Source organism: Bacillus sp. FJAT-27225, from assembly GCF_001685025.1.
Lineage (GTDB): Bacteria > Bacillota > Bacilli > Bacillales > Cytobacillaceae > Bacillus_D.
In genome coordinates, this window is record NZ_MAYU01000021.1 from 516,926 (window position 1) to 537,407 (window position 20,482).

General features: G+C 43.1%; 13 protein-coding genes and 1 pseudogene. All 14 read right to left on the reverse strand.

Annotation, left to right across the window (positions count from 1 at the left end; translation table 11 throughout):
• Positions 1 to 91 precede the first annotated feature (91 nt).
• Positions 92 to 1,549 (reverse strand): uroporphyrinogen-III C-methyltransferase, encoded by a 1,458-nt coding sequence (cobA, locus tag A8F94_RS14535; protein WP_066201886.1) that lies wholly within the window; start codon positions 1,547 to 1,549, stop codon positions 92 to 94.
• A gap of 94 nt (positions 1,550 to 1,643) precedes the next feature.
• The gene (gene nirD / locus A8F94_RS14540) at positions 1,644 to 1,952 is read right to left on the reverse strand and encodes a nitrite reductase small subunit NirD (RefSeq protein ID WP_066201891.1); all 309 of its coding nucleotides are present in this window, start codon (positions 1,950 to 1,952) and stop codon (positions 1,644 to 1,646) included.
• 335 nt (positions 1,953 to 2,287) lie between these two features.
• Positions 2,288 to 4,722: pseudogene (nirB, locus tag A8F94_RS14545) on the reverse strand (nitrite reductase large subunit NirB).
• Between the two features lie 967 nt (positions 4,723 to 5,689).
• Positions 5,690 to 6,385 (reverse strand): ABC transporter ATP-binding protein, encoded by a 696-nt coding sequence (locus A8F94_RS14555; RefSeq protein ID WP_066201894.1) that lies wholly within the window; start codon positions 6,383 to 6,385, stop codon positions 5,690 to 5,692.
• Positions 6,385 to 8,025, reverse strand: a complete 1,641-nt coding sequence (locus tag A8F94_RS14560) for an ABC transporter permease (protein ID WP_066201895.1) — start codon at positions 8,023 to 8,025, stop codon at positions 6,385 to 6,387. Before A8F94_RS14560 ends, A8F94_RS14555 begins: the two co-directional genes overlap by 1 nt.
• Before the next feature lie 153 nt (positions 8,026 to 8,178).
• Positions 8,179 to 9,258: a Fe(3+) ABC transporter substrate-binding protein gene (locus tag A8F94_RS14565; RefSeq protein ID WP_066202436.1), complete on the reverse strand. Its 1,080-nt coding sequence runs from the start codon at positions 9,256 to 9,258 to the stop codon at positions 8,179 to 8,181.
• 288 nt (positions 9,259 to 9,546) lie between these two features.
• Positions 9,547 to 11,514, reverse strand: coding sequence for an alkaline phosphatase family protein (locus A8F94_RS14570; RefSeq protein ID WP_066201898.1), 1,968 nt, complete (start codon positions 11,512 to 11,514; stop codon positions 9,547 to 9,549).
• A gap of 125 nt (positions 11,515 to 11,639) precedes the next feature.
• A complete protein-coding gene (gene arcC / locus A8F94_RS14575) occupies positions 11,640 to 12,575 on the reverse strand; it encodes a carbamate kinase (protein ID WP_066201900.1) in 936 nt (311 codons plus the stop codon).
• 140 nt (positions 12,576 to 12,715) lie between these two features.
• Complete coding sequence (locus A8F94_RS26050) at positions 12,716 to 13,990, reverse strand: DUF1116 domain-containing protein (protein ID WP_066201902.1); 1,275 nt, start codon at positions 13,988 to 13,990, stop codon at positions 12,716 to 12,718.
• Positions 13,991 to 14,035: 45 nt separating this feature from the next.
• Positions 14,036 to 15,781, reverse strand: coding sequence for an acyl-CoA synthetase FdrA (fdrA, locus tag A8F94_RS26055; protein WP_066201905.1), 1,746 nt, complete (start codon positions 15,779 to 15,781; stop codon positions 14,036 to 14,038).
• Positions 15,782 to 15,899: 118 nt separating this feature from the next.
• Positions 15,900 to 16,949 carry an ureidoglycolate dehydrogenase gene (gene allD, locus A8F94_RS14590; RefSeq protein ID WP_066201909.1) on the reverse strand — a complete coding sequence of 350 codons (1,050 nt, stop codon included), beginning with the start codon at positions 16,947 to 16,949 and terminating at the stop codon, positions 15,900 to 15,902.
• Between the two features lie 58 nt (positions 16,950 to 17,007).
• Entirely contained in the window at positions 17,008 to 18,057 is a 1,050-nt protein-coding gene (allD, locus tag A8F94_RS14595; protein ID WP_066201911.1) for an ureidoglycolate dehydrogenase, read from the reverse strand.
• A gap of 24 nt (positions 18,058 to 18,081) precedes the next feature.
• A complete protein-coding gene (gene allE, locus A8F94_RS14600) occupies positions 18,082 to 18,846 on the reverse strand; it encodes a (S)-ureidoglycine aminohydrolase (protein ID WP_066201913.1) in 765 nt (254 codons plus the stop codon).
• A gap of 267 nt (positions 18,847 to 19,113) precedes the next feature.
• Entirely contained in the window at positions 19,114 to 20,376 is a 1,263-nt protein-coding gene (allC, locus tag A8F94_RS14605; RefSeq protein ID WP_066201915.1) for an allantoate deiminase, read from the reverse strand.
• Positions 20,377 to 20,482: the final 106 nt, after the last annotated feature.

A 20,482-nucleotide genomic window follows, 5' to 3' on the forward strand; every position in this document is an offset into this window, starting at 1 on the left:
TCCTCCCACCACTAACCCGTAAGGTAGCACCGACCGGGCCGGTTGCCGGTCGTTAACATTGCCTTAAATGTGCTCCCATAACAAGGGCTCTTTAAATCCTGTTCAAGCTGTTTTGAAGACTTTCTACTAAAGCTTCTTTCGTTGGGGCGGCTGGCACAATATCTGCTTTTAAACCGTATTCCTTCAGAGCGAGCGCTGTCTTTTCGCCAAGAGCGACAAGTTCAGCTTTATCCAGTAAATCTGAGGGAATGATTTTGTTCTTTATCCCGGCTTCCATAACGGCACGAACCGAGGCGGCGGAAGGGAAAATGAGTGTATTCACTTCAGCTTCATCAATCATTCTTATAAAAATCTCCATGTAGTTCCAGTCTATTTCCTTTTTGCTTGTAATGAACTGTTCGCTATGCTTATATTCCGGTCGGTCCACCATCGAGGTGTCTCCGACGATTAGCAGCCGGCCGGCTGAACTCATCCTCGACTCTGGCTCAGCACGAAACCCTCGCTTTTTCAGTGCGTCCACTGATTTCGTTGAACACCCGAATAGGTCTGCTTTTACGCTGCGAATATCCATTTCTTCTTCTATTAAAATATCAAAGAATTCTCCTGCGCTTTCCGGGGACGTGAACAAAATCCTCTGATACCCGGAGAGAGTATCCAAAATGTCCTGATTCGGCTCAACTCTACTCCGCTTCCATTTCGGGAATTCAATCACATCTGCACCCTGGGAAGTCATTTCCATTGCCAGGGAACTCTCCGCGGTTCCAGTCCGCGCCACTATCGCTTGCCGGCCGAACAATGGTTTTTTCTCGAACCAGCTAAGTTTTCCTCTCAAGGAAACAATCTCTCCAACCAGCGTGATCGCCGGGTTGGAAAAGTGCTCCGAACTGGCTTTTTCAGCAATATCGCCCAAGGTTCCCTCCAGGGTTTTCTGGCGCCCGAACGTACCCCATTGAATCAGGATAACGGGTGTTGCCGATGGTTTGCCATGCTTCACGAGGTTTTCACATATAAATGGCAGATTGGAAATGCCCATGTAAAATGCAATTGTGTCAATACCAGAGGCAAGGCTTTTCCAGTCAAGGTCCGGATGTCCGTCTTTCGATTTGTCATGTGCGGTTACAACAGCAAAAGATTCCCCAAATTCCCGGTGGGTGACAGGTATGCCTGCATAGACCGGGGCGGCAATACCGGATGAAATGCCAGGTACGATTGTATAGCAAATTCCATGCTCGGCGAGCGCTTCTGCTTCTTCGCCAACTCTGCCAAACACTCCCGGGTCCCCACCCTTTAGGCGGACGACGGTTTTGCCTTCAAGTGCTTTTTCCACGAGCAGGCTGTTGATCATTTCCTGGCGGAGTACATGGCGGTCCGGCAGCTTGCCGCAATAAATGAGCTCGCATTCTGGAGAGGCAAACTCGAGCAGCTTAGGATTTGCAAGCCGGTCGTAAAGGATTACCTCTGCCCCTTTAATCGCTTCAAGTCCTTTAACTGTAATCAAACCAGTATCGCCAGGTCCGGCTCCTACCAAAAACACGTTTCCTTTCCCCATCTCGAGTCATCCTTCCAGGTGTTGATTAGCTTTCATGTATTTGTACCTCACCGATCTAGTTGCAATTCTCCTTTAAGCCATGGACTTTTGAAACCTATAAATCTATATATACCTGTTCTCCGTCTCTTACAATCGTAAACGTTTTTACTTGTCCCTCATCAGGTGCCTGGACTTTTCCATCCGAAAGTGAGATTTTCAAGTCATATACGGGACAAAATACATATTCACCGCTGACAAGGCCATCGGCGAGCGTGCCGCCTTTAGGATGCGGGCTCCGGTTCTCAACCGCCCTGACGTCTCCATTTGATAACTTAAAAAGTACAATTTCTTCTCCGTCAATTTTGACAACCTGGCCAATCCGCTCAGGCAGGCTTGTATACTCGGCAACTTTGATCTTCGCCATGTTTGCTGCTCCTTTCTTGGAAAGCCCGCCGTGAAACTTTATCTGTCCACGGCTGGCTTTTTAAAAAATGAATCTGTTATAACTGAACGTTGATTTTCACTTTGTTTGAAAATAAACGGAAATATTCCGGCTAAATTGGAAAACAGCCATATTTCCTTAAGAATAAGTGGAGTTTTTCCGGTTATTTGGTCCATATCATTGGATTTTGTGTTTTTTTAATCAGTTAAGCGGAATATCTCCGCTTATAACTGCTTCTTAAGCTGCCTCACTATACATTAGCCGGAAATTCTCCGTCTATTAATTGTCATACGAAAACCAACAATGAATAATGTCAATTAAACTTCAACTGTTACTGGAACAGAACGCTTCTGGTAGTACCTCTCCTGGATTTCAGTTGAGTCGATTGCTTCCTGCCAAGGCTCGTTGTAGCGTTCAAGCGTTTTATCGAGACGCTCGTTTAAGGCTTTTCTAGTTGCTTCATCCGCAAGTACTTCCTTTACATGATCCAGCCCGACACGTTCAACCCACTTTGACGTCCGCTCGAGGTAAACCGCTGTTTCACGGTAGTACTGCATGAATGCTCCAATTAGCTCCATAACCTCTTCTTTTGTTTTGACAGTATCAAGCAAATCACCAGCGCGCAGGTCTGTACCGCCATTGCCGGCAACATAGATTTCCCAGCCGCCATCGATCCCAACAATTCCGAAGTCCTTAATTCCGGCTTCTGCACAGTTCCTTGGACAAGCAGAAACACCCATTTTCGTTTTATGCGGAGTATCCAGTCTCTCGAACTTCTTCTCAAGCTCGATGCCTAGGCCCATTGAATCCTGTGTACCGAAGCGGCAGAATTTCGCTCCGACACATGTTTTGACGGTACGAAGCGTTTTTCCGTATGCATAACCGGAAGGCATTCCGAGCTCTTCCCATACAGCTGGCAAATCTTCTTTATTTACCCCGAACAGGCCAATCCGCTGCCCGCCAGTCAGTTTCACGAGCGGAACATCATACTTTTCAGCAACTTCAGCAATCTTCTTTAAATCCTGGGCTGTTGTTACACCGCCATACATTCTTGGTACGACTGAGTAAGTACCGTCCTTCTGGATGTTTGCGTGCATTTTTTCATTCACAAGTCGGGAATCGCGGTCATCCTTGTATTGCTCCTGATGAATCATTCCAAGGTAATAGTTCAAGGCAGGCCGGCATTTTGAGCAGCCCTCTTCATTCTCCCAGCCAAGGACGTTCATGACTTCCCTGATGTTTGTCAGCCCTTTTTCCTTGATTTCAGCAACGACTTCATCTCTGCTCAAAGGCGTACATGCGCACATGCCTGATTTTTTCGCTGATTTGTCGTACTGGTCTCCGAGTGTATGTGCGAGCAGTTCGGAAATCAGCCCTTTACAGCGGCCACAGGAGCGGCCAGCATTCGTACAGCCGCCGACTTCGTCCACAGTTGTCAGGCCGTTTGCGTGGATAGCGGTGACAATCGTTCCTTTCGTTACACCGTTACAGCCGCACACAAGCTCATCGTCTGCCATAGATGCAATATCACTTCCTGCTCCGGCACCGCCTCCGCAACAGCCTGATTCGAGGATACTGACACTTGTCATACCGCTGACATCTTCTTTTTTCAGCATCATCCGGAACAGCCTTGAGCTGTCCTTCGTATCGCCATATAGGACAATCCCGGCAACCCGGTTATCACGGATGGCAATTTTCTTATAAACGCCGTCAAATTCGTTTTGGACCTTGATTGCTTTTAGTCCTGGTCCATCCTCAATCTCGCCTGCTGAAAATAGATCTACACCGGAAACCTTAAGTCCCGTGCCGACAACTGATCCCTCATATGGAGTCGTGTCTTGCCCGCAAATATCTGCAGCGAGAACTTTCGCCTGTTCATAAAGTGGAGCGACCAGTCCGTAAACAATTTCCCGATGCTCGGCACATTCTCCGACCGCGCGGATGGACGGAATACTTGTCTGCATGAAATCATCGACAACAATCCCGCGATTCACATAAATCCCGGCTTCTTTTGCCAGCTGTACGGTTTAATACCGACTGCCATCACGACCAAATCCGCATCGATCTCAGAGCCATCCTTGAAGCGAAGGCCGGTAACGCGGTCATCACCAAGAATTTCGACCGTCTGCTTCTCCATTAGGAATTTCATTCCCTGTGCTTCCAGCTCTGCCCGGAGCATTTCGGAAGAAGCTGGATCGAGCTGCCTTTCCATTAGGTGCGGCATCAGATGGATTACATCAACTTCCATGCCGAGGTTCAATAGTCCCCTCGCTGCTTCCAGACCTAGAAGTCCGCCACCAATGACGGCAGCCTTCCGGTATGTTCCCGATGCTTTAATCATTGTTTCGCAATCCTTAATATCACGGAACCCGGTTACACCTTCCTTGTCTGAACCGGGAATTGGCAGGATAAACGAACTCGAGCCGGTTGCGATAATAAGTTCGTCGTATTGAACTGAACGCCCCTTCTCGGACACAACAGTCTTTGTCAAAGGATCAATTTTGACGATTGCTTCGCCTGTAAAAAGTTCAATGTTGTTCTGTTTATACCAGTCCCAGCTGTTCATGATGATATCGTCAATTGTTGTATCACCCTGGAGCACAGTTGACAGCTGGATGCGATTATAGTTCGTATATGGTTCATTGCCAAAAATGGTGATGTCAAATTGTTCGGGGTTCAGTTTAAGAGTTTCTTCAATTGTCCTGACACCGGCCATTCCATTTCCAATCATGACTAATTTTTTCTTGTCCATGTTTAGGGACCTCCTATTCTTGCAAAACGAGTTTTTATCACGGTTAGGTTTTCTAACGTTATCTCTTTGTTTATATTGTAAATGCATATTTTTATTAAATTTGAAGCCTATTTTACAAATCCATGAATTTCCTAACCTATTTCACAGATATGTCAAAATATCAATGACGCCTCCGTTGCTTCAGCAAAAAGCCCTATACCAGTACCAGTTGTTCATGATCATATCGTTCATAGTTTTATCACCCTGCAACAAAGTCGACAGCGAGATACGGTGGTAGTTAGGATGTGGCTGAGTGCCAAATATGGCCATTTCTAATTTTTCGGGGTTCTCATTAAGGATTATTTCAATTGTCTTCACATTGGCCATCTGACTTAACTTCTCTTGTTCATGTAAGGGGCCTCCTCTTCCTTAAAAACACATATGATGAGCGGAGAAGAATTTTAAATATTTTCTTTATGTTTAAATTGTAAATGTAATCTCTTGTTAAGTTTGTGAGCTTTTTCACAAATTAATATAGTTTGTTACTATTTTCACAAATATGACATACTCTTTTCAAAAAAATATAAACGGAAACTCTATTCTAGTATGTCTGCAGGCGACTAGTATTGTCCCGATAAAATTTTATCACCCGCTTCTACAAATTTATCGCCCTGAATGAACAGTTTTTATCCCTCTATCACAATTATTTCACCCTCAACGAGCGATATATCGCCCTTATTCAAAATTCAGACATACTTAGCTGAACTTAAACACTACTAAACGAAGGGAAACCTATTTTTTTATCTCGAACGCTGGTATTACAATGCAAGTTGAGTTCTTGATATATCCCCGCAACTCTCGCAAGAAGGTTATTATATTTACACAAAAAGGACTGCCATTCATACTGATGGCAGTCCTTTTGGTTACTTTTTCCAGTTTTCGCGATCCAACGTTCAACGGTCTACTTTCCTTTTCTCACTTAATCCGATTAGAAGCTTAACGACATAACCTGCTTTAGATGTGCCCTTGCTGATGGCTTAACTTTACCGTTTTCAATATAGACAATCCGATCGGCCATTGCCTGTGCATCTTCTTTGTCATGAGTGACGAAGATCGAGGTTATCCCAGTCTGCTTGATTATTTCCCTAAGCTCTCCCCTGATTTTTTCTTGCAAGCCTGCATCAAGGTTGCTGAACGGCTCATCGAGGATCAATAAAGATGGTTTAGGAGCCAGTGCTCTTGCCAGTGCCACTCGCTGCTGCTGCCCGCCACTTAACTCATGGGGATAACGTTTTGCATAGCCAGTCAAATTAACTAGCTCCAGCATTTCTTCCAAGCGCTCGCGTTTTTCTTTCCTCGTTTTCTTTTTTAATCCGAATAAAATGTTTTTTTCAACAGTCATATGTGGGAAAAGAGCATAATCCTGAAAGACAAACCCTATTCCTCTTTTTTCAGGCGGAACAATATCGTGATCATCACAAACTGTTTCGCCGCCCAAGACAATCGTTCCGTTTCCAGGCGTTTCAAGGCCCGCAATCAACCTAAGAATCGTGCTCTTCCCGCTTCCGCTTTCGCCGAGTATCGAAACGATTTCCCCTTTTTCAATATCCAGGCTAAAGTCTTTGATGACAGCTTCTTTTGCATTTTTATATTTATACTCTAAGTTTCTGATTTCTACAAACATTAGCTGCTCTCCTTATCTGCAAGTTTATGGAAAAAGAATATGAAAATTGCGCTTAACAAGATGATGAATAATGAAGCTAAAGATGCTTCCTGCACTCTCTCATCATTTGCATACTTGAATGCCTGGGTAGCCAGGGTAGAAAAATTGAAAGGCTGTAGAAATAGTGTCAATGGCAGTTCTTTCAGAATATCGATAAATACCAGGATAAAGCCGCTGAAAACAGCTCCTTTTATTAAAGGAAGATCCACCTTGAAAAACGTCGCTACTGTGGACATACCGAGCATTCGAGATGCTTCTGTATAGCTGTTGCCGACCTTCTCAAACCCTGTCTCGATAGAATTATACCCTATAGCCAAAAAACGGATGATATAAGCTGAGATCAGCATTGCGAGGGTAGTCCGCCATATAACTGTAGGCTCATAGCCAATTGATGCCAACAGATTTTTGTTTGTCGTATCCAGCCAAAGGAAAATCATGATAAAAGCGATCGCAATGGCCGCCCCTGGTATGGAATAACCAAGCGTCGTCACCCTCGAAACCATTTTCGAAATAAACCCCTGGTTCAGCCTAGTAAAGTTGGAAATCACGAGTGCCATAATCACGATGATTATAGACGCGATAGCAGCTACATAAATGGAGTTATAGGCCAGAGTCAGGAAATCTGAATTGAGCACTTTCTCATATGTCATGAACGCCCAACTGACCAGCTGCAGGAACGGAATGATAAAGGCAATGGAAAAAATTCCGAATGTATAGGCACATACGAGCCATGCCTTGATTCCCGTAAGTTTTTTAGGACTTATAGGACGAACCTTGGTAGTCGAATAACTATAACGCTGTCTTCCGCGCAGGACTTTCTCAAGGACCAGGACAATGATGACCAAAAGCATGAGGGAACCGGCAAGTTTAAGCGCGGAATCAAGATCTTTCATCCCGTACCACGTCCGAAATATCGCAGTACTGAATGTCTGGATTCCAAAGTAGGTTACAACCCCATAATCATTTAGTACTTCCAGAATAACAAGTGTCACACTTCCGACTAAAGATGCTTTGGAAATCGGCAATGCAACCCGAAAAAATATCGTTAATGGACTTCCCCCGAGAAGGCGGGCATTTTCAATCATGGATGAAGATTGATTTTGGAAAAAGCTTTTTGTAATTGTATAGACATAAGGGAACAGGCAAACCGTAAAGATGAAGACTGCCCCTTGAATATTCATGATAGTGAAGTAGCTTTGGTCAACAGTGATCCCAAATGAATTCCGAAGGGTAGATTGAATGACCCCTGTGTAGTTAACAATCCCGTGATAAGTATATGCTGCGATATACGGTGGGATGGCCAATGGCAATATCAACGCCCACTTAAGGAAATTCTTTAACGGAAAATCATACATGGCCACGAGCCAGGCCAGGCTTGTTCCTATTGCTGTCGCTGCAATAGCAGTGAAAAAAATAATGACCAGGGTATTCCGGATATAATCCTTTAATAAATATTCTTTAATATGCTGCCAATTTTCATTCGGCTCAGTAAAAAGCTGTACACCAATGATGAAATTCGGTATTAAAATGATCACAATGAAGATCAGGCTGAGCACGGACCAAATATTCAATTGTTGTTTTACAAGTCTCCGTAAGCCCAACGTTGACACTTCCTTAAACCCATTCTAATGATGTATATATGACTATCACTCAATTAAATTATAACGAAAATCATTCTCAATTGAAACCGAAATATCTGTGAACAGTTTTACCGAAGCGCCATAGTGGGGCGCTTCGGTATTTGATTCTCGTTATTATTTCCAGCCTACTTCGTTGAAGATTTTAATAGCCTGCTGCTGATTTTTTCCAAGAACGGAAAGGTTAATATCCTGTTCCTTGAACTCACCCCAAGATTTTAGGAAATCGGATGGCTCAACATTAGGGTTTGCAGGATACTCGAAGTTGACTTCAGCAAATTTGCCTTGTGCTTCTTCACTTGACAGGAATTCCATGAACTTAATTGCGTTTTCTTTGTTCTTCGCATGCTTTGTTACGCCAATCGCGCTAACATTAATATGCGTTCCTGTTGTTTCCTGGTTCGGGAAGAACACCCCTACCTGTTCCGCTACTTTCTTTTCCTCTGGATCTTCGGAAACTGACATAAGTCCCACATAGTACGTATTCATAAGCGCTACATCGGCTTCACCGGCTACAACAGCTTTTGCCTGGTCACGATCATTTCCTTGAGGGTCCCTTGCCATATTTCCGGCAAATCCTTTAGCCCAATCCTTTGCTTTTTCTTCCCCCATAACTTCTATGAAAGAAGCCAGGAGTGAAATGTTGTACATATTGTCAGCCGGGCGTGCAACAACTTTTCCTTTCCATTCAGGTGTTGCCATTGCTTCATAAGTTGATAAATCTTCAGGCTTTACGCGGTCTTTTGCATAGACGAGAACACGAGCCCTTTTTGCCATCCCAAACCAATAGTTTTCATCGTCACGAAGGTTTTCAGGAATGTTTTTGGTAAGTACTTCACTTTCTACAGGCTGAAGCAAATCAGATTCTTTAGCAATGTGCAGGTTACCAGCATCAGCTGTAAAATAAAGATCAGCTTCAGTTGCTTCACCTTCAACATTCAGGCGCTCCATTAGTTCGTCGCCTTTGCCTTCAACTACGTTTACTTTAATTCCGGTCTTTTCTTCAAAGATTTTATAAAGATCGTTATCAGACTCGTAATGCCTGCTAGTATAAAGATTGACTACCCCGGGTTCTTTCTTTTCTTCAGGTTTATTTGCGGACTGTTTTTCGGGAGCAGTGTTCGATTTTGCACAACCCGCCAATAAGCCAAGAACTAGCAAAAAAATCGCACTGTAAACTGTTACCTTTTTCTTCATAATAGCACCTCGTGTTTGTGTTTTATTGAGAATCATTTTCAACTTCTTTACACACCTAATATATAATGATAATCATTATCAGTCAACACTTCGTCCGTATTATTTTGCTAGTTTCATAAATTGTACATTTTTATGCCAAAAAAAGTTAACAACTTTTCGATAGGGAATATGTTGATTGATTCACAAAAGGTACTTTATGAACCGCGGCAACTAGGATCGCAAACAATAATAAGGGCCGGACAATTTGTCCGGCCCTTTGCAATTAAATCCATCCAAAAGGTTGGCGAATCACTTATTATGCCGCTTAAATATATCTTCTCCTTGAACATAGGCTGGTATTTCCAAGCCAAGGAGGTTGTAAATGGTAGGGGCGATATCCAGAGTGGATACTTCACCTATTTCGCTTCCCTTTTTAATGCCAGGGCCCATTGCAATAAATACTGCTTTTAACTCTTCTCGGCTAGGGTCTCCTCCATGTGTTCCCAACTCATTTGCTGGCACTGCTATGTCATCTGCAGAATTCCCCATAATATAGCCTGGTGCCCCAAGCAAAAGGATATCTCCTGCATTCTTGTCTTTATTTTTCTTCTTTTCGGCTTGTTTAATTTTGATAATGTCTTCATATGGTTTTTCTTTAACATTTATTAATTGCCCAGCTATTTCTTTCGTCATTTCCCAAATGCCTTTAAGTGTTAACTCCTGGTTTCTCAAGCTGTTCCACATTGATTTTATAGAATGGGCCAACATCCTGCCATCTTGGAGTTTTGATACTTCGACTTCTTTAAAAGCCTTTATTATATCGTTTCTAACTTCTTCATACTGTTCTTCCGGGACTACCCCTGTTTTTTCTCTTGATTTAAGGTTTATGTAGACATGAGCTGCCGAACCGCTGGAAATAGCAATCGCCTTAGACTTTTTCACATCGACCTTTCCCTTGTCATCGAGGACGAGGTACCCATTATCCTTCAACACTTTATTGGGTGCCAGGAGAGAATGGGCAGGTTCCATTCCATGGTCCGAGACAATAAATAAATAATCATTGCTGTCCAGAGACTCTGCTGTTTGTCCAACCATCCTGTCAGCTACTTTATAGGCCCATTCAATGTAGCCTTTATATTTCTTTGACTTCTCCTTTGTATAGCCCGGCTGCCTTGGGTCAGTCAATAAGTATTTATGCTCCTCATGGTCAATATGCGGTGCATAGAACATTAATAAATCGGGCTTGTATTGATTTTTTATAAAAAGCGAAACATCCGTTACCCATTTTACAAATCGCTCACTTATTTCCTCATATTCGCTTCTGGTGATCCAGCCTTTTTCCAGGGCGATATCATCATCCTGGGGAGGAAAGAAGCCAAAGCGATCTGTGATTGTCTCAGAAAACCCCGCTGGGCCGTCAATTAAGCCAGAACTAACAGCTGAGCGGTACATCTTGGCCTCGCCTTTCAGCTGCTTGTCGGATGGGTTTATTCTGTACCAGAAGCCTGCAGGCGGATGATCCTTACCAGTCAATCCAACTGAACCCATAGAACCGAAATCGATAGGTTTGTCCTCGCGGCTTACCTCTTTATCATTCGAAACAAGTACACGATCGTAATTGACTTTTTTGTCATTTGTTGTATCGACAGCGAGTACATGGAAAGAGACGTCCTTTCCGTCTTCCGTGGTAATCGAAAAATCAGATTCCTTAGGTTTGCTAAAACTTTCAGGTGCTCCCTTCCAGCCGGATGCATAGTCAAACGTAAACGTCTCTTCTTTGCTTGGCGCCAGGGTGTCACCATAATAAATGGTATAGTCCCCCTGCTTGCCAGCCTTTGGGTTAGCCCCTGCAAAAGCCACTGTTGCTGTCGTTTTTCCTTGTTTCTTTGCCTGAACCCATAAGGGCTCAACTTCAAGCTTAGATAAAAAGCCATCCTGCTTATTGGTCAAAGCCTTATCAGGTTCGCGCCAAACATTGCTGACAATGGAAGTTTTCAATGGAGTTGCTCCAGTAGCAATCGCTGCATGGGAAGGAGCTGTCAAAGAAGGTGTAACAGTCGTAGCGTACTTGGCCATCGCCCCATTTTCTATTACTTTTTTTATATTGGGCAACTGATCTTTCCTGACAAAATTTCTTGTCAGCTGATTTGCCATACCGTCAAATGAAATTAGAATGACTTGGTTATCCTTTTCTGTTGCTTTAACGTGCAGCGGATTCAAAACTCCGGATATAGATAAGAAGACTAAAATGAATAGTGCAAGAATTCTGGATGTCATTGGTACTCCCTCTTTTTGTTTTTATAGGAATATTCCCTGTTCACAGGAGGGATAAAACGTTCAAAAGCAAAATGGAGACGGTCCTCCTTTGCCAGTTGGCAAAGGAGAATCGTCCCCCTTAGTAATTATAGAGTTATACGTGTACCTGTTTTGCCTTCAAGGGCATCTTGAAGCTTATCCATAGATGTAATAATGACGTTTTTACCGCCTTTTTTCAAGAACAGGATGGCAGCCTCGATTTTTGGTCCCATGCTTCCTTTAGGGAAATGGCCTTCATCCATATAACGCAATGCTTCATCAATGGTCATTTCGAATAGATTTTGTTGTTGAGGCGTACCAAAATGGATCGCAACTTGCTCAACACCAGTTAAAATAAATAGATAATCCGCATTGATTTCAGCAGCCAGGAGCGCACTTGCGAAATCCTTATCAATAACAGCATTCGTTCCTTTTAGCATCCCATTTTCTTCGACTACAGGAATGCCGCCGCCACCAGCTGTTATGACTGTGATTTCCTTGTCGAGCAACGCTTGAATTGCGTCTTTTTCTACAATTGTAACTGGCTTCGGAGACGCAACGACACGTCTGTATCCTCTGCCGCTGTCCTCGATGTATGAAATCTCTTCAGTTTCAAGAACCTTGTCCAGCTCTTCTTTTGTATAAAATGGCCCGATTGGCTTAGTCGGGTTAGAGAAAGCCGGGTCGTCTTTAGAAACAACAGCTTGAGTAACAATTGTGGCAACTGTTTTTCCGATATTGCGTTCAACCATCTTGTTTCTGAATGCTTGCTGAATCAAATACCCCAAATTACCTTGAGTCTCTGCATCCAATACATCAAGCGGATAAGCCGGTACCACGGATTCAGCCATTTGGTTTTTAATCAATGAATTTCCAACTTGCGGTCCGTTTCCATGAGTAATAACAACTGTATTTCCCTGTTCAATTAACCCTAAAACTGGTTCACAGCTTTCATCAATATTCTTTTTCTGCTCTTCAAGGGTGCCTTTTTGTCCCTCTTTAATTATTGCATTTCCACCGATAGCTAATACTATTTTGCTCATTGATATCTCTCCTGTATAAAATTACTTACTTGCCTCAGCCTATTTTGTTCTTGAAGCAAGCAAATTAATCCAATTTTTCTCTTCTTCACAAAATGAGGAGAGGAATTGTTTTTACCTTTTCCTCTCCATCAAGAATTTCATTATTCAGCTTCAATTAGGCCAAGCTTTACCGCATAAGCATCAATTGCTTTTTCAAAGCAAGCCAATGGCGCACGAACAGTACCTGCACCGATTTGGCCAACTCCAGCTTCTTTGTGTGCAATACCAGTGTTTATAACTGGCTCAATTCCCGTTTCAACTACTTTCCTTGCATCGATTCCAAGGCAAGAACCTTTGAAATCCCAGGTTGGAATTGAGTAATTAGGGTTATGGTCGATACAAATTTCCATCATCTCATTGCTTGTATTGAGGGCATCATCGAAACCACCCGCACCTACAAAACGTGTAACACCAGGAGCTGCGATCATTGCCATACCACCTACACCGAATGTTTCCGTGATGGCACTGTCACCCATATCAGGGCAAGCCATATCTTGGTCGTAGCCAGTAAAGAATAAGCCTTGTGGTGTATTAACAGGTGCAGTAAACCATTGGTCACCCATACCTGCAATACGGATTCCGAATTCATATCCATTGCGGCACATTGCTGTAACCACTGTACCATGCTGGATTTGTCTAGCTGTATCCATTACTGCCTTGGATGTTGCCATTGCAATGTTCAAGAAGAACTGGTCTGTATCAGCCAGGAATTGGATAACATCCTGCTTATCCTTATCAGATGCATCAGTTTTCAAAATATATGGAGTGATTTCTTTTAAGAAAATTAGCGATCCAGCAATGTTACGTTGGTGGAACTCATCACCCATTGTGATTGCTTTTGCAATCATAACGTTAACGTTTAATCCGTCACCTTTTACTGCCAGTGCTTTTGAAAGGACAGGTCCAAGAACATCTCTGAACCATGCAAGGCGGTTTGTTACTTCCTCGGAATAAGCACCGAAACGAAGTACTTTACCAATTCCTTCATTCAATGTGCAGTATGCCCGGTTTCCGCCATCTTGATTTTCGACAACAACAACCGGCATATTCCCTGATGTAATGCCACCCATTGGTCCAACGGCATTTACATGGTGGCATGGGATGAACTCAACTTCACCATTTTCAAACAGTTTAAACGCTTCATCAGCGTTTGCTGCCCAGCCTTCAAAGAGAGCCGCCCCTACACAAGAGCCTTGCATCGGGCTGGTCATATTTTCCCACTTAATAGGCGGTCCTGCATGGAGCAAGACCTTTCCATTTAACTCTTCAATAACTGATTTTGCAGGAACGACATCCACTAAAAATGGTGCGCCTGATACAACTTTATCGATTACTGCGCGGTTTGCTTCATCAATTGTTTTAAATTGTCCGTACATTTATGCTTCCTCCTGATTTTCATGTTGTGTAGATGGCGATTCAGATTAACGAAGAACGGCTAAGACTCTGCGCATTCTTTCGTTTCCGCCTGCAACTGGGCGCCAGTCGAATTGTACAGCTCGGCCGCCGTTGTCTGTAATGGCAGAAGCAAAACTCTTCAGGCCAACGTTGATAACATTCGGTTTCTCGTTCAATAGTTTCTCGATGGCAGAAGAAACGCTAATTTCTGCTTTTGCAGCTGCATGGTCAGAAACCATTTCCTTATCCTTCTCTTCAATCCGGATATCAAGCATAGCAAGAGCCGTACGGATCGCTTGATTATTGCTGTCTCGTACAATTACACCAGCTTGTGCAAGTTTTGACTTTTGCTCCTGAATGTCTTGTGGGTCTTGCTCTGTACCACAAACAGTCGCAACAAAGTAAATGTTTTTGCCGTTATCACGAGCATTGCTTTGGATCTTTTGAATAGCAGGAATCAACGCACCAGCCATGTCCTCATGCGAACCATAGCCAAGCACAACATCAAAAAGAATAATTGCTGTAGACTCGTCCTCTGCAGCCTTTTGGAAGAATTTGATCCGAGTAGCAGGGTCGATCATTGGATGAGGCTTTCCTTGAGTATAAATATCGTCACCCAGGTCAGCGACTTCATAACCGTTTGCTTTTAACAAGTAACCTTCCTCATGAGAGTCACTGCTGCCAAGGCCAAGGCCCCTGCTGATAAGTGTAGCTGCTTCGTATCCCAGTGTACCGCCGGAATAAAGGCCTTTAATTGTTTTTTGTTCGGGCTTCAAGTCGACAGCCGGTACTTCACCAGAAAGATGATTGTAATTTGCTTTTACTGGATTTCCTTTTGCAAGATCTACTGCAATTGCTGCTGTTTCTTCAAGGGTATTTGCATAATAGATGTTACCTTCGTGATTGTGCGGCTCTTCACCAAGGAAAATAGCGACAACCGGTTTAGAAAGGCTTTGCAGCAATTCAACGACCTGGTCACGCACTTCTTTTGCAGGTGGCTTGGAAACAATCCCAATCACTTCGGTCTGCTTATGTGCTTCAAGTCCTTTAATTGCATCCATCATTGTGATAGCGCCAATCTTATCAGATAGGTCACGTCCGCCGGTTCCGATGGCATGGGTAACACCGCCGCCAAGACGGTCGATTTGGACAGTTACTTCCTGGATACCTGTTCCGGAAGCACCAACAATTCCGATATTGCCTGGTTTAACAACATTTGCGAACGCAAGCGGGACACCGGACAAAATTTCCGTTCCACAGTCAGGTCCCATAACAAGAAGGCCTTTATCATGAGCTTTCTCTTTGAGGCGGCGCTCATCTTCAATCGATACGTTGTCACTGAAGATCATGACATGCAGATCATTGTCCAGTGCTTTGTCAGCTTCTTCTGCTGCGTATTGCCCCGGTGTTGAAATTAAAGCGACATTTGCACTTGGCAAAGCCTTAACCGCTTTATCCCATGTACGTACGGATTCAAATTGTTCTTTGCTGCTGCTGATAGCTTGGTTGTTTAGATAATTGTCGACTTCATCCAGTACTTCCTGAATCTTTTCTTCCATGTCTGTATCAACAACAATACACATATCATTGGCAGCCGCATTTTCGAGCTCCTCAGTGTAAAGGCCTGAGCTTTTGAAAATATCCTTATTGGCAGGAGTCCCCATCATGACCTGGACTTTGTTGATTCCGTCCATAGTCGAAATCTTGTTTGTGAGAAGCATTAAGTTAACAGAATCCTGATAAGAATTCTCTTTTATAATGGTATATAGCATTGGTTCATGCACCTCTTATTGTATTTTTTCTGGTTGTAAAAAAAGCTGCCTTTTTGACATAGTCATTACCATGTAAGAAGGGTGGCATCTCCCGGAGACCACCCTTCGTTTTCTGCCTTTACTTTGCAAAAGGACTCTTATTGTCATAGGCATTGTTGTGCACAACATCCGAATTTAGATACTCGTAAATATGGTCCACAATTTCAATGCCGTCCTCTTCATATTTCTTCTCCCTTTCAGCACTTCTTTGGCCAGGATAAGAAACGTGATCAAAGCCAGGAGCGGGCTTAATGTTATTAAGGTCCTTCATCGTCGTAGCAATGCCTTCTTGGAAGGCATTTAGGTCTGTGAAAAATTCGGGATTAATAACAATATGAAGCTGTCCAAGATTTCGATACTCAGTCAAATCATGATACATTGAGGAAACCTTGTTTCCAAACGGAAGACCAAGCAATATTCCGGATAAAACATCAACCATCATCATTAGCCCGTAACCCTTTGGACCGGCAATAGGCAATAACGCATTTACTTTAAACGGATCGGTTGTTGGCTCTCCATTGCTGTCAACAGCCCATGTATCAGGAATGGATTCATTTTTTGATCTGGCATGAAGAATTTTCCCCCAGGCTTGTACGGTTGTCGCCATATCAAAAGTAATATGCTTACCGTCCTTCCCAGGTGCGGCGAATGCAATAGGATTTGTTCCGTAATAAGGCTCAGATCCGCCATAAGGAACTACCATCGGATCGGATTGGCATACCGAAATTCCAATCAAGTTCTCATTAACAGCCTGTTGGACAAAATAAGAAAGTGCACCGCTATGGCCGATTCTTCTGACACCTACTACAGCAACACCATTATCCTTAGCCATTTTTATAGCTTCATCCATAGCGACCTTTGCGGCAACATGCCCTGCTCCATTATCTCCGTCAAAAACAGCTGTACATGGACCCGTTTTTTCAAACGTAAAATTCGGGTTGTTATTGATTCCGCCTTTAGCAATTCTTTCGGCATAATATTCCACTCGCATTGCACCGTGGGAGTGGACTCCTCTAGCATCAGCATGAGCAAGCACATCTGCAACAACATCAGCATGGTCTTCTGTTAATCCAGCCTTCTGGAGCTTTGTTGAGATTAAATTCCGCAATTGCTCTTTAGTCAATCTCATTCCTTCTCACCCCTAACGTCGACGTATTCCAGTTTATCTTTCATATCAAACCTGGCACTTATTTAGCAAACGGGTCTTTATGATCATATTGGTTGTTATGAATAACATCAGAGATTAAATATTCATGGATATCATCTACGATTTCAATCCCGTTTTCTTTATAATCTGCAATGACAATATCGGTATTCTGTCCAGGGAATAGAACCTTTGAAAAGCCCGGGGCAGGTTTAATTTGATTCAAGTCGTCCATGGTTTGCGTTATATCTTTCTTAAAGCCAGTTATACCTGTAAAGAATTCCGGATTAATGACAATATGGAGTTGGCCTAACTTCCGGTATTCAGTTAAATCTTCGTACATAGATGAAACTTTATTGCCAAACGGGAGTCCTAATAGTATTCCAGATAGTACATCGACCATCATAGCCAGGCCATAGCCCTTAGGGCCTGCAATTGGCAATAATGCGTTCACACTGAATGGATCAGTAGTCGGTTCGCCGTTTTTGTCAACAGCCCAAGTATCCGGAATCGATTCATTCTTTGATCGGGAATGAAGGATTTTCCCCCAGGCCTGGACAGTTGTTGCCATATCCAAAGTAATCTTTCTCCCATCGCTGCTTGGAGCTGCAAAAGCAATAGGGTTTGTACCATAATAAGGCTCAGCACCGCCGAATGGAACAACCATCGGATCGGATTGGCAAACGGAAATGCCAATTAAATCTTGGTCAGCTGCTTGGTGAGTAAAATAGGATATCGCTCCGCTATGGGAAATATCTCTTACACCAACGATTGCGACCCCACTTTCTTTTGCCATTTTAATTGCTTCGTCCATAGCAAGCTTTGCGGCAGCGTGGCCATTCCCGCCATCGCCATGGAAGATGCCCGTACTTGGGCCTGTTTTCTCAAATTTAAAGTCAGGATTAGTATTAATCCCGCCCTTTGCAATTCTTTCAGCATAGTACTCCACACGGATGGCACCGTGGGAATGAATTCCTCTTTCGTCTGCAAACACTAGGACGTCCGCGGCTATTTCAGCGTGTTCCTCGTTAAGTCCTGCTTTGTGAAGCTTATTTTTGATTAGACTTTTCAAGTCCTCTCTTTTTAATCTCATGGTGACACCTCTTCGTTGGGAATATTATAATGATGCATCCCGATTACAATCTTTTGAGTAAACATATGTTAGTGGTTCTCTTCCAACTGCATATGCAGCCTGATGAACATAAGGACCCATAAAGATGTAATCGCCTTTTTTAACTGGAATCCATTCGTTATCAAGGTTATACATACCTTCTCCAGACAGCAGGTACGCGCCATGCTCCTGAACATGTGTTTCAATAAATGGATGGCTTGCTGCAGGGTCGAATGAAAGGATATGGAAATTCATATCGAAATCGAGATCCATCGGCAATAGATCTTTAATATGAACGTTATGCATCTCATCGTAGTCCCTATATTCGATATCATTGGCATGACCGGAAACAACCCATGGCTTACGGCCTTCTAGTGGCTTGTATTTTTGTTTGTAAAGGAATAGACGAGAATCGCCGGATTCAACATTTTCCAAATACATTTTGACGCCTGGAGGGCAATATAAATAGCCGCTTTCTTGTAAAATATACTCTTTGCCATCGGCAGTTGCCTTCACTTTACCACCTAGAACGTAGACAAATGACTCAACATCTTCCTGTCCACAAAAGCCTTCACTATTCTTGCCGCCTTCGTGCATCGTGATGATATAATCTACAAAGCTTGCACCTAGTTTCGGTGAACCTAAAATGGACATTGTGCAATTTTCAAAACCAGGGACAACGTTATTGACTAAGCCCTCTGGTGCGATTAGAGCATATTTGCCATGTTTAATAATTGACCTGCTTGATAGTAAATCTTTTGGATAACCCATCTTTACATCTCTCCTATATAGTAGAATTTTTTAAAGGCGGTAGTTAAACAACGGTGTTGATTTCCGCTCCAGGCGCTTCGCTTTCCACGGGCGGCCTGGGAGCCTCCTCGGCGCAGGCGCCTGCGGGGTCTCCCACTGACCTTTTTTCCCGTAGGAGTCTTCGCGCCTTCCGCTACAATCAACTCTGTTAAAAACAACATTATCCTTTAACACAGCCTTTTTAAAAGGTTTAATAAACCTAATAATAAAAAGCTGAAATGAACATCCTTATTCCTTATATCCCAATTCATAAAGGGCACCAATGAGTGCCTTAACCCCTTCCGCCAAATCGGCAGGCTTTGTAAATTCCATTGGGTTGTGGCTGATTCCCTTTAGACTAGGTACAAATAGCATTGCTGTTGGTATAACCGGTGCAAAAATTTGCGAGTCATGGCCGGCACCACTGTGCATTAACTTATAATTCAGGCCGTTTTCTTTACATTGTTTTTCTATAAGTTCAACAACCTTTTGATCCATTGGGACAGGATTAGCATCCATCCACATATCGATTGTGGTTTCAACATCGTGCTCTTTTGAAATGTCATTGATTCTTGTGGTCATTTTTTCAGTAAATGAAACAATAGCTTCTTTGTCAGTATGACGGACATCAATAGTGAAAATAGCTTTTCCTGGCACGACATTTACGATGTTTGGCTGAGCTTCAATTTTACCTACTGTTGTGACAAGCGGATCTCCTGCTTCCTTTGCCATTGCGATAATTTCATATATCATTTGGCTCGCTGCAAAAACCGCGTCTTTTCTATAGCCCATTGGCGTTGTGCCAGCATGATTTGCTTCTCCTGTTATTTCAACCGTATACCGTCTTTGGCCTACAATACTATGAACAACTCCAACTGATTTTCCTTCGGTTTCTAAGACGCTTCCTTGCTCTACATGAACTTCCACAAAAGACTTCAAGTCATTGCGCGGCCCTTTTGTTTCGTCCTTGAAACCAAATCCCGCCTTAGACATCGCTTCTATGAATGGAACACCATCAAAATCAGCAATGGTTTCAACATCTTCACGTTTTGCTAAACCAACAATGTTTTTGGATCCCCAAAACGTGTAAGGAAAACGGCTTCCTTCTTCTTCTGCCATTGAAACGACTTCAATGTTTCGCAGTGGTTGGCCGTAATTTTCTTTCAAGTATTTCAGCGCCAATATACCGGCGACAATTCCATATGCTCCATCATATCGGCCGCCGTTTTTCACAGTATCAACATGTGAACCAGTAAGAATTGTTTCATTTGTATTTTTTCCTCTTAATGTGCCAAATAGATTTCCAACCTCATCAAAATGAACTTCAAGACCTTCGTTTTCCATCCATTCCTTTAAAGCATTCTGACCCTCGACCCAATCTTTTGAATAAAGCAGACGTGATACTCCACCTTCAGGATCCATCCCGAATCCGCCTAACCACTCAAGCTTTTTTGCGGTTTCTTCAGCAAGTTTGTCAAGCTCTTTACCATTTGCTTTTAGTATGTTTCCCAACTTCCATCTACCTTTCCTCATTATGTAAAGTAGCTCAATACAGGAATTGTTTTAAAAATATCCCTCTTATTGTTCCAAGTTCACGCTATCCTAACCTAGGGGACAA

Bases quoted from the DNA above. Each gene is read 5' to 3' on its own strand.
- arcC (WP_066201900.1), bottom strand. From the start codon at position 12,575: ATGAGCAAAATAGTATTAGCTATCGGTGGAAATGCAATAATTAAAGAG.
- fdrA (WP_066201905.1), bottom strand. From the start codon at position 15,781: ATGCTATATACCATTATAAAAGAGAATTCTTATCAGGATTCTGTTAAC.
- allD (WP_066201909.1), bottom strand. From the start codon at position 16,949: ATGAGATTGACTAAAGAGCAATTGCGGAATTTAATCTCAACAAAGCTC.
- A8F94_RS14570 (WP_066201898.1), bottom strand. From the start codon at position 11,514: ATGACATCCAGAATTCTTGCACTATTCATTTTAGTCTTCTTATCTATA.
- allE (WP_066201913.1), bottom strand. From the start codon at position 18,846: ATGGGTTATCCAAAAGATTTACTATCAAGCAGGTCAATTATTAAACAT.
- A8F94_RS14565 (WP_066202436.1), bottom strand. From the start codon at position 9,258: ATGAAGAAAAAGGTAACAGTTTACAGTGCGATTTTTTTGCTAGTTCTT.
- A8F94_RS14555 (WP_066201894.1), bottom strand. From the start codon at position 6,385: ATGTTTGTAGAAATCAGAAACTTAGAGTATAAATATAAAAATGCAAAA.
- nirD (WP_066201891.1), bottom strand. From the start codon at position 1,952: ATGGCGAAGATCAAAGTTGCCGAGTATACAAGCCTGCCTGAGCGGATT.
- allD (WP_066201911.1), bottom strand. From the start codon at position 18,057: ATGAGATTAAAAAGAGAGGACTTGAAAAGTCTAATCAAAAATAAGCTT.
- cobA (WP_066201886.1), bottom strand. From the start codon at position 1,549: ATGGGGAAAGGAAACGTGTTTTTGGTAGGAGCCGGACCTGGCGATACT.
- A8F94_RS26050 (WP_066201902.1), bottom strand. From the start codon at position 13,990: ATGTACGGACAATTTAAAACAATTGATGAAGCAAACCGCGCAGTAATC.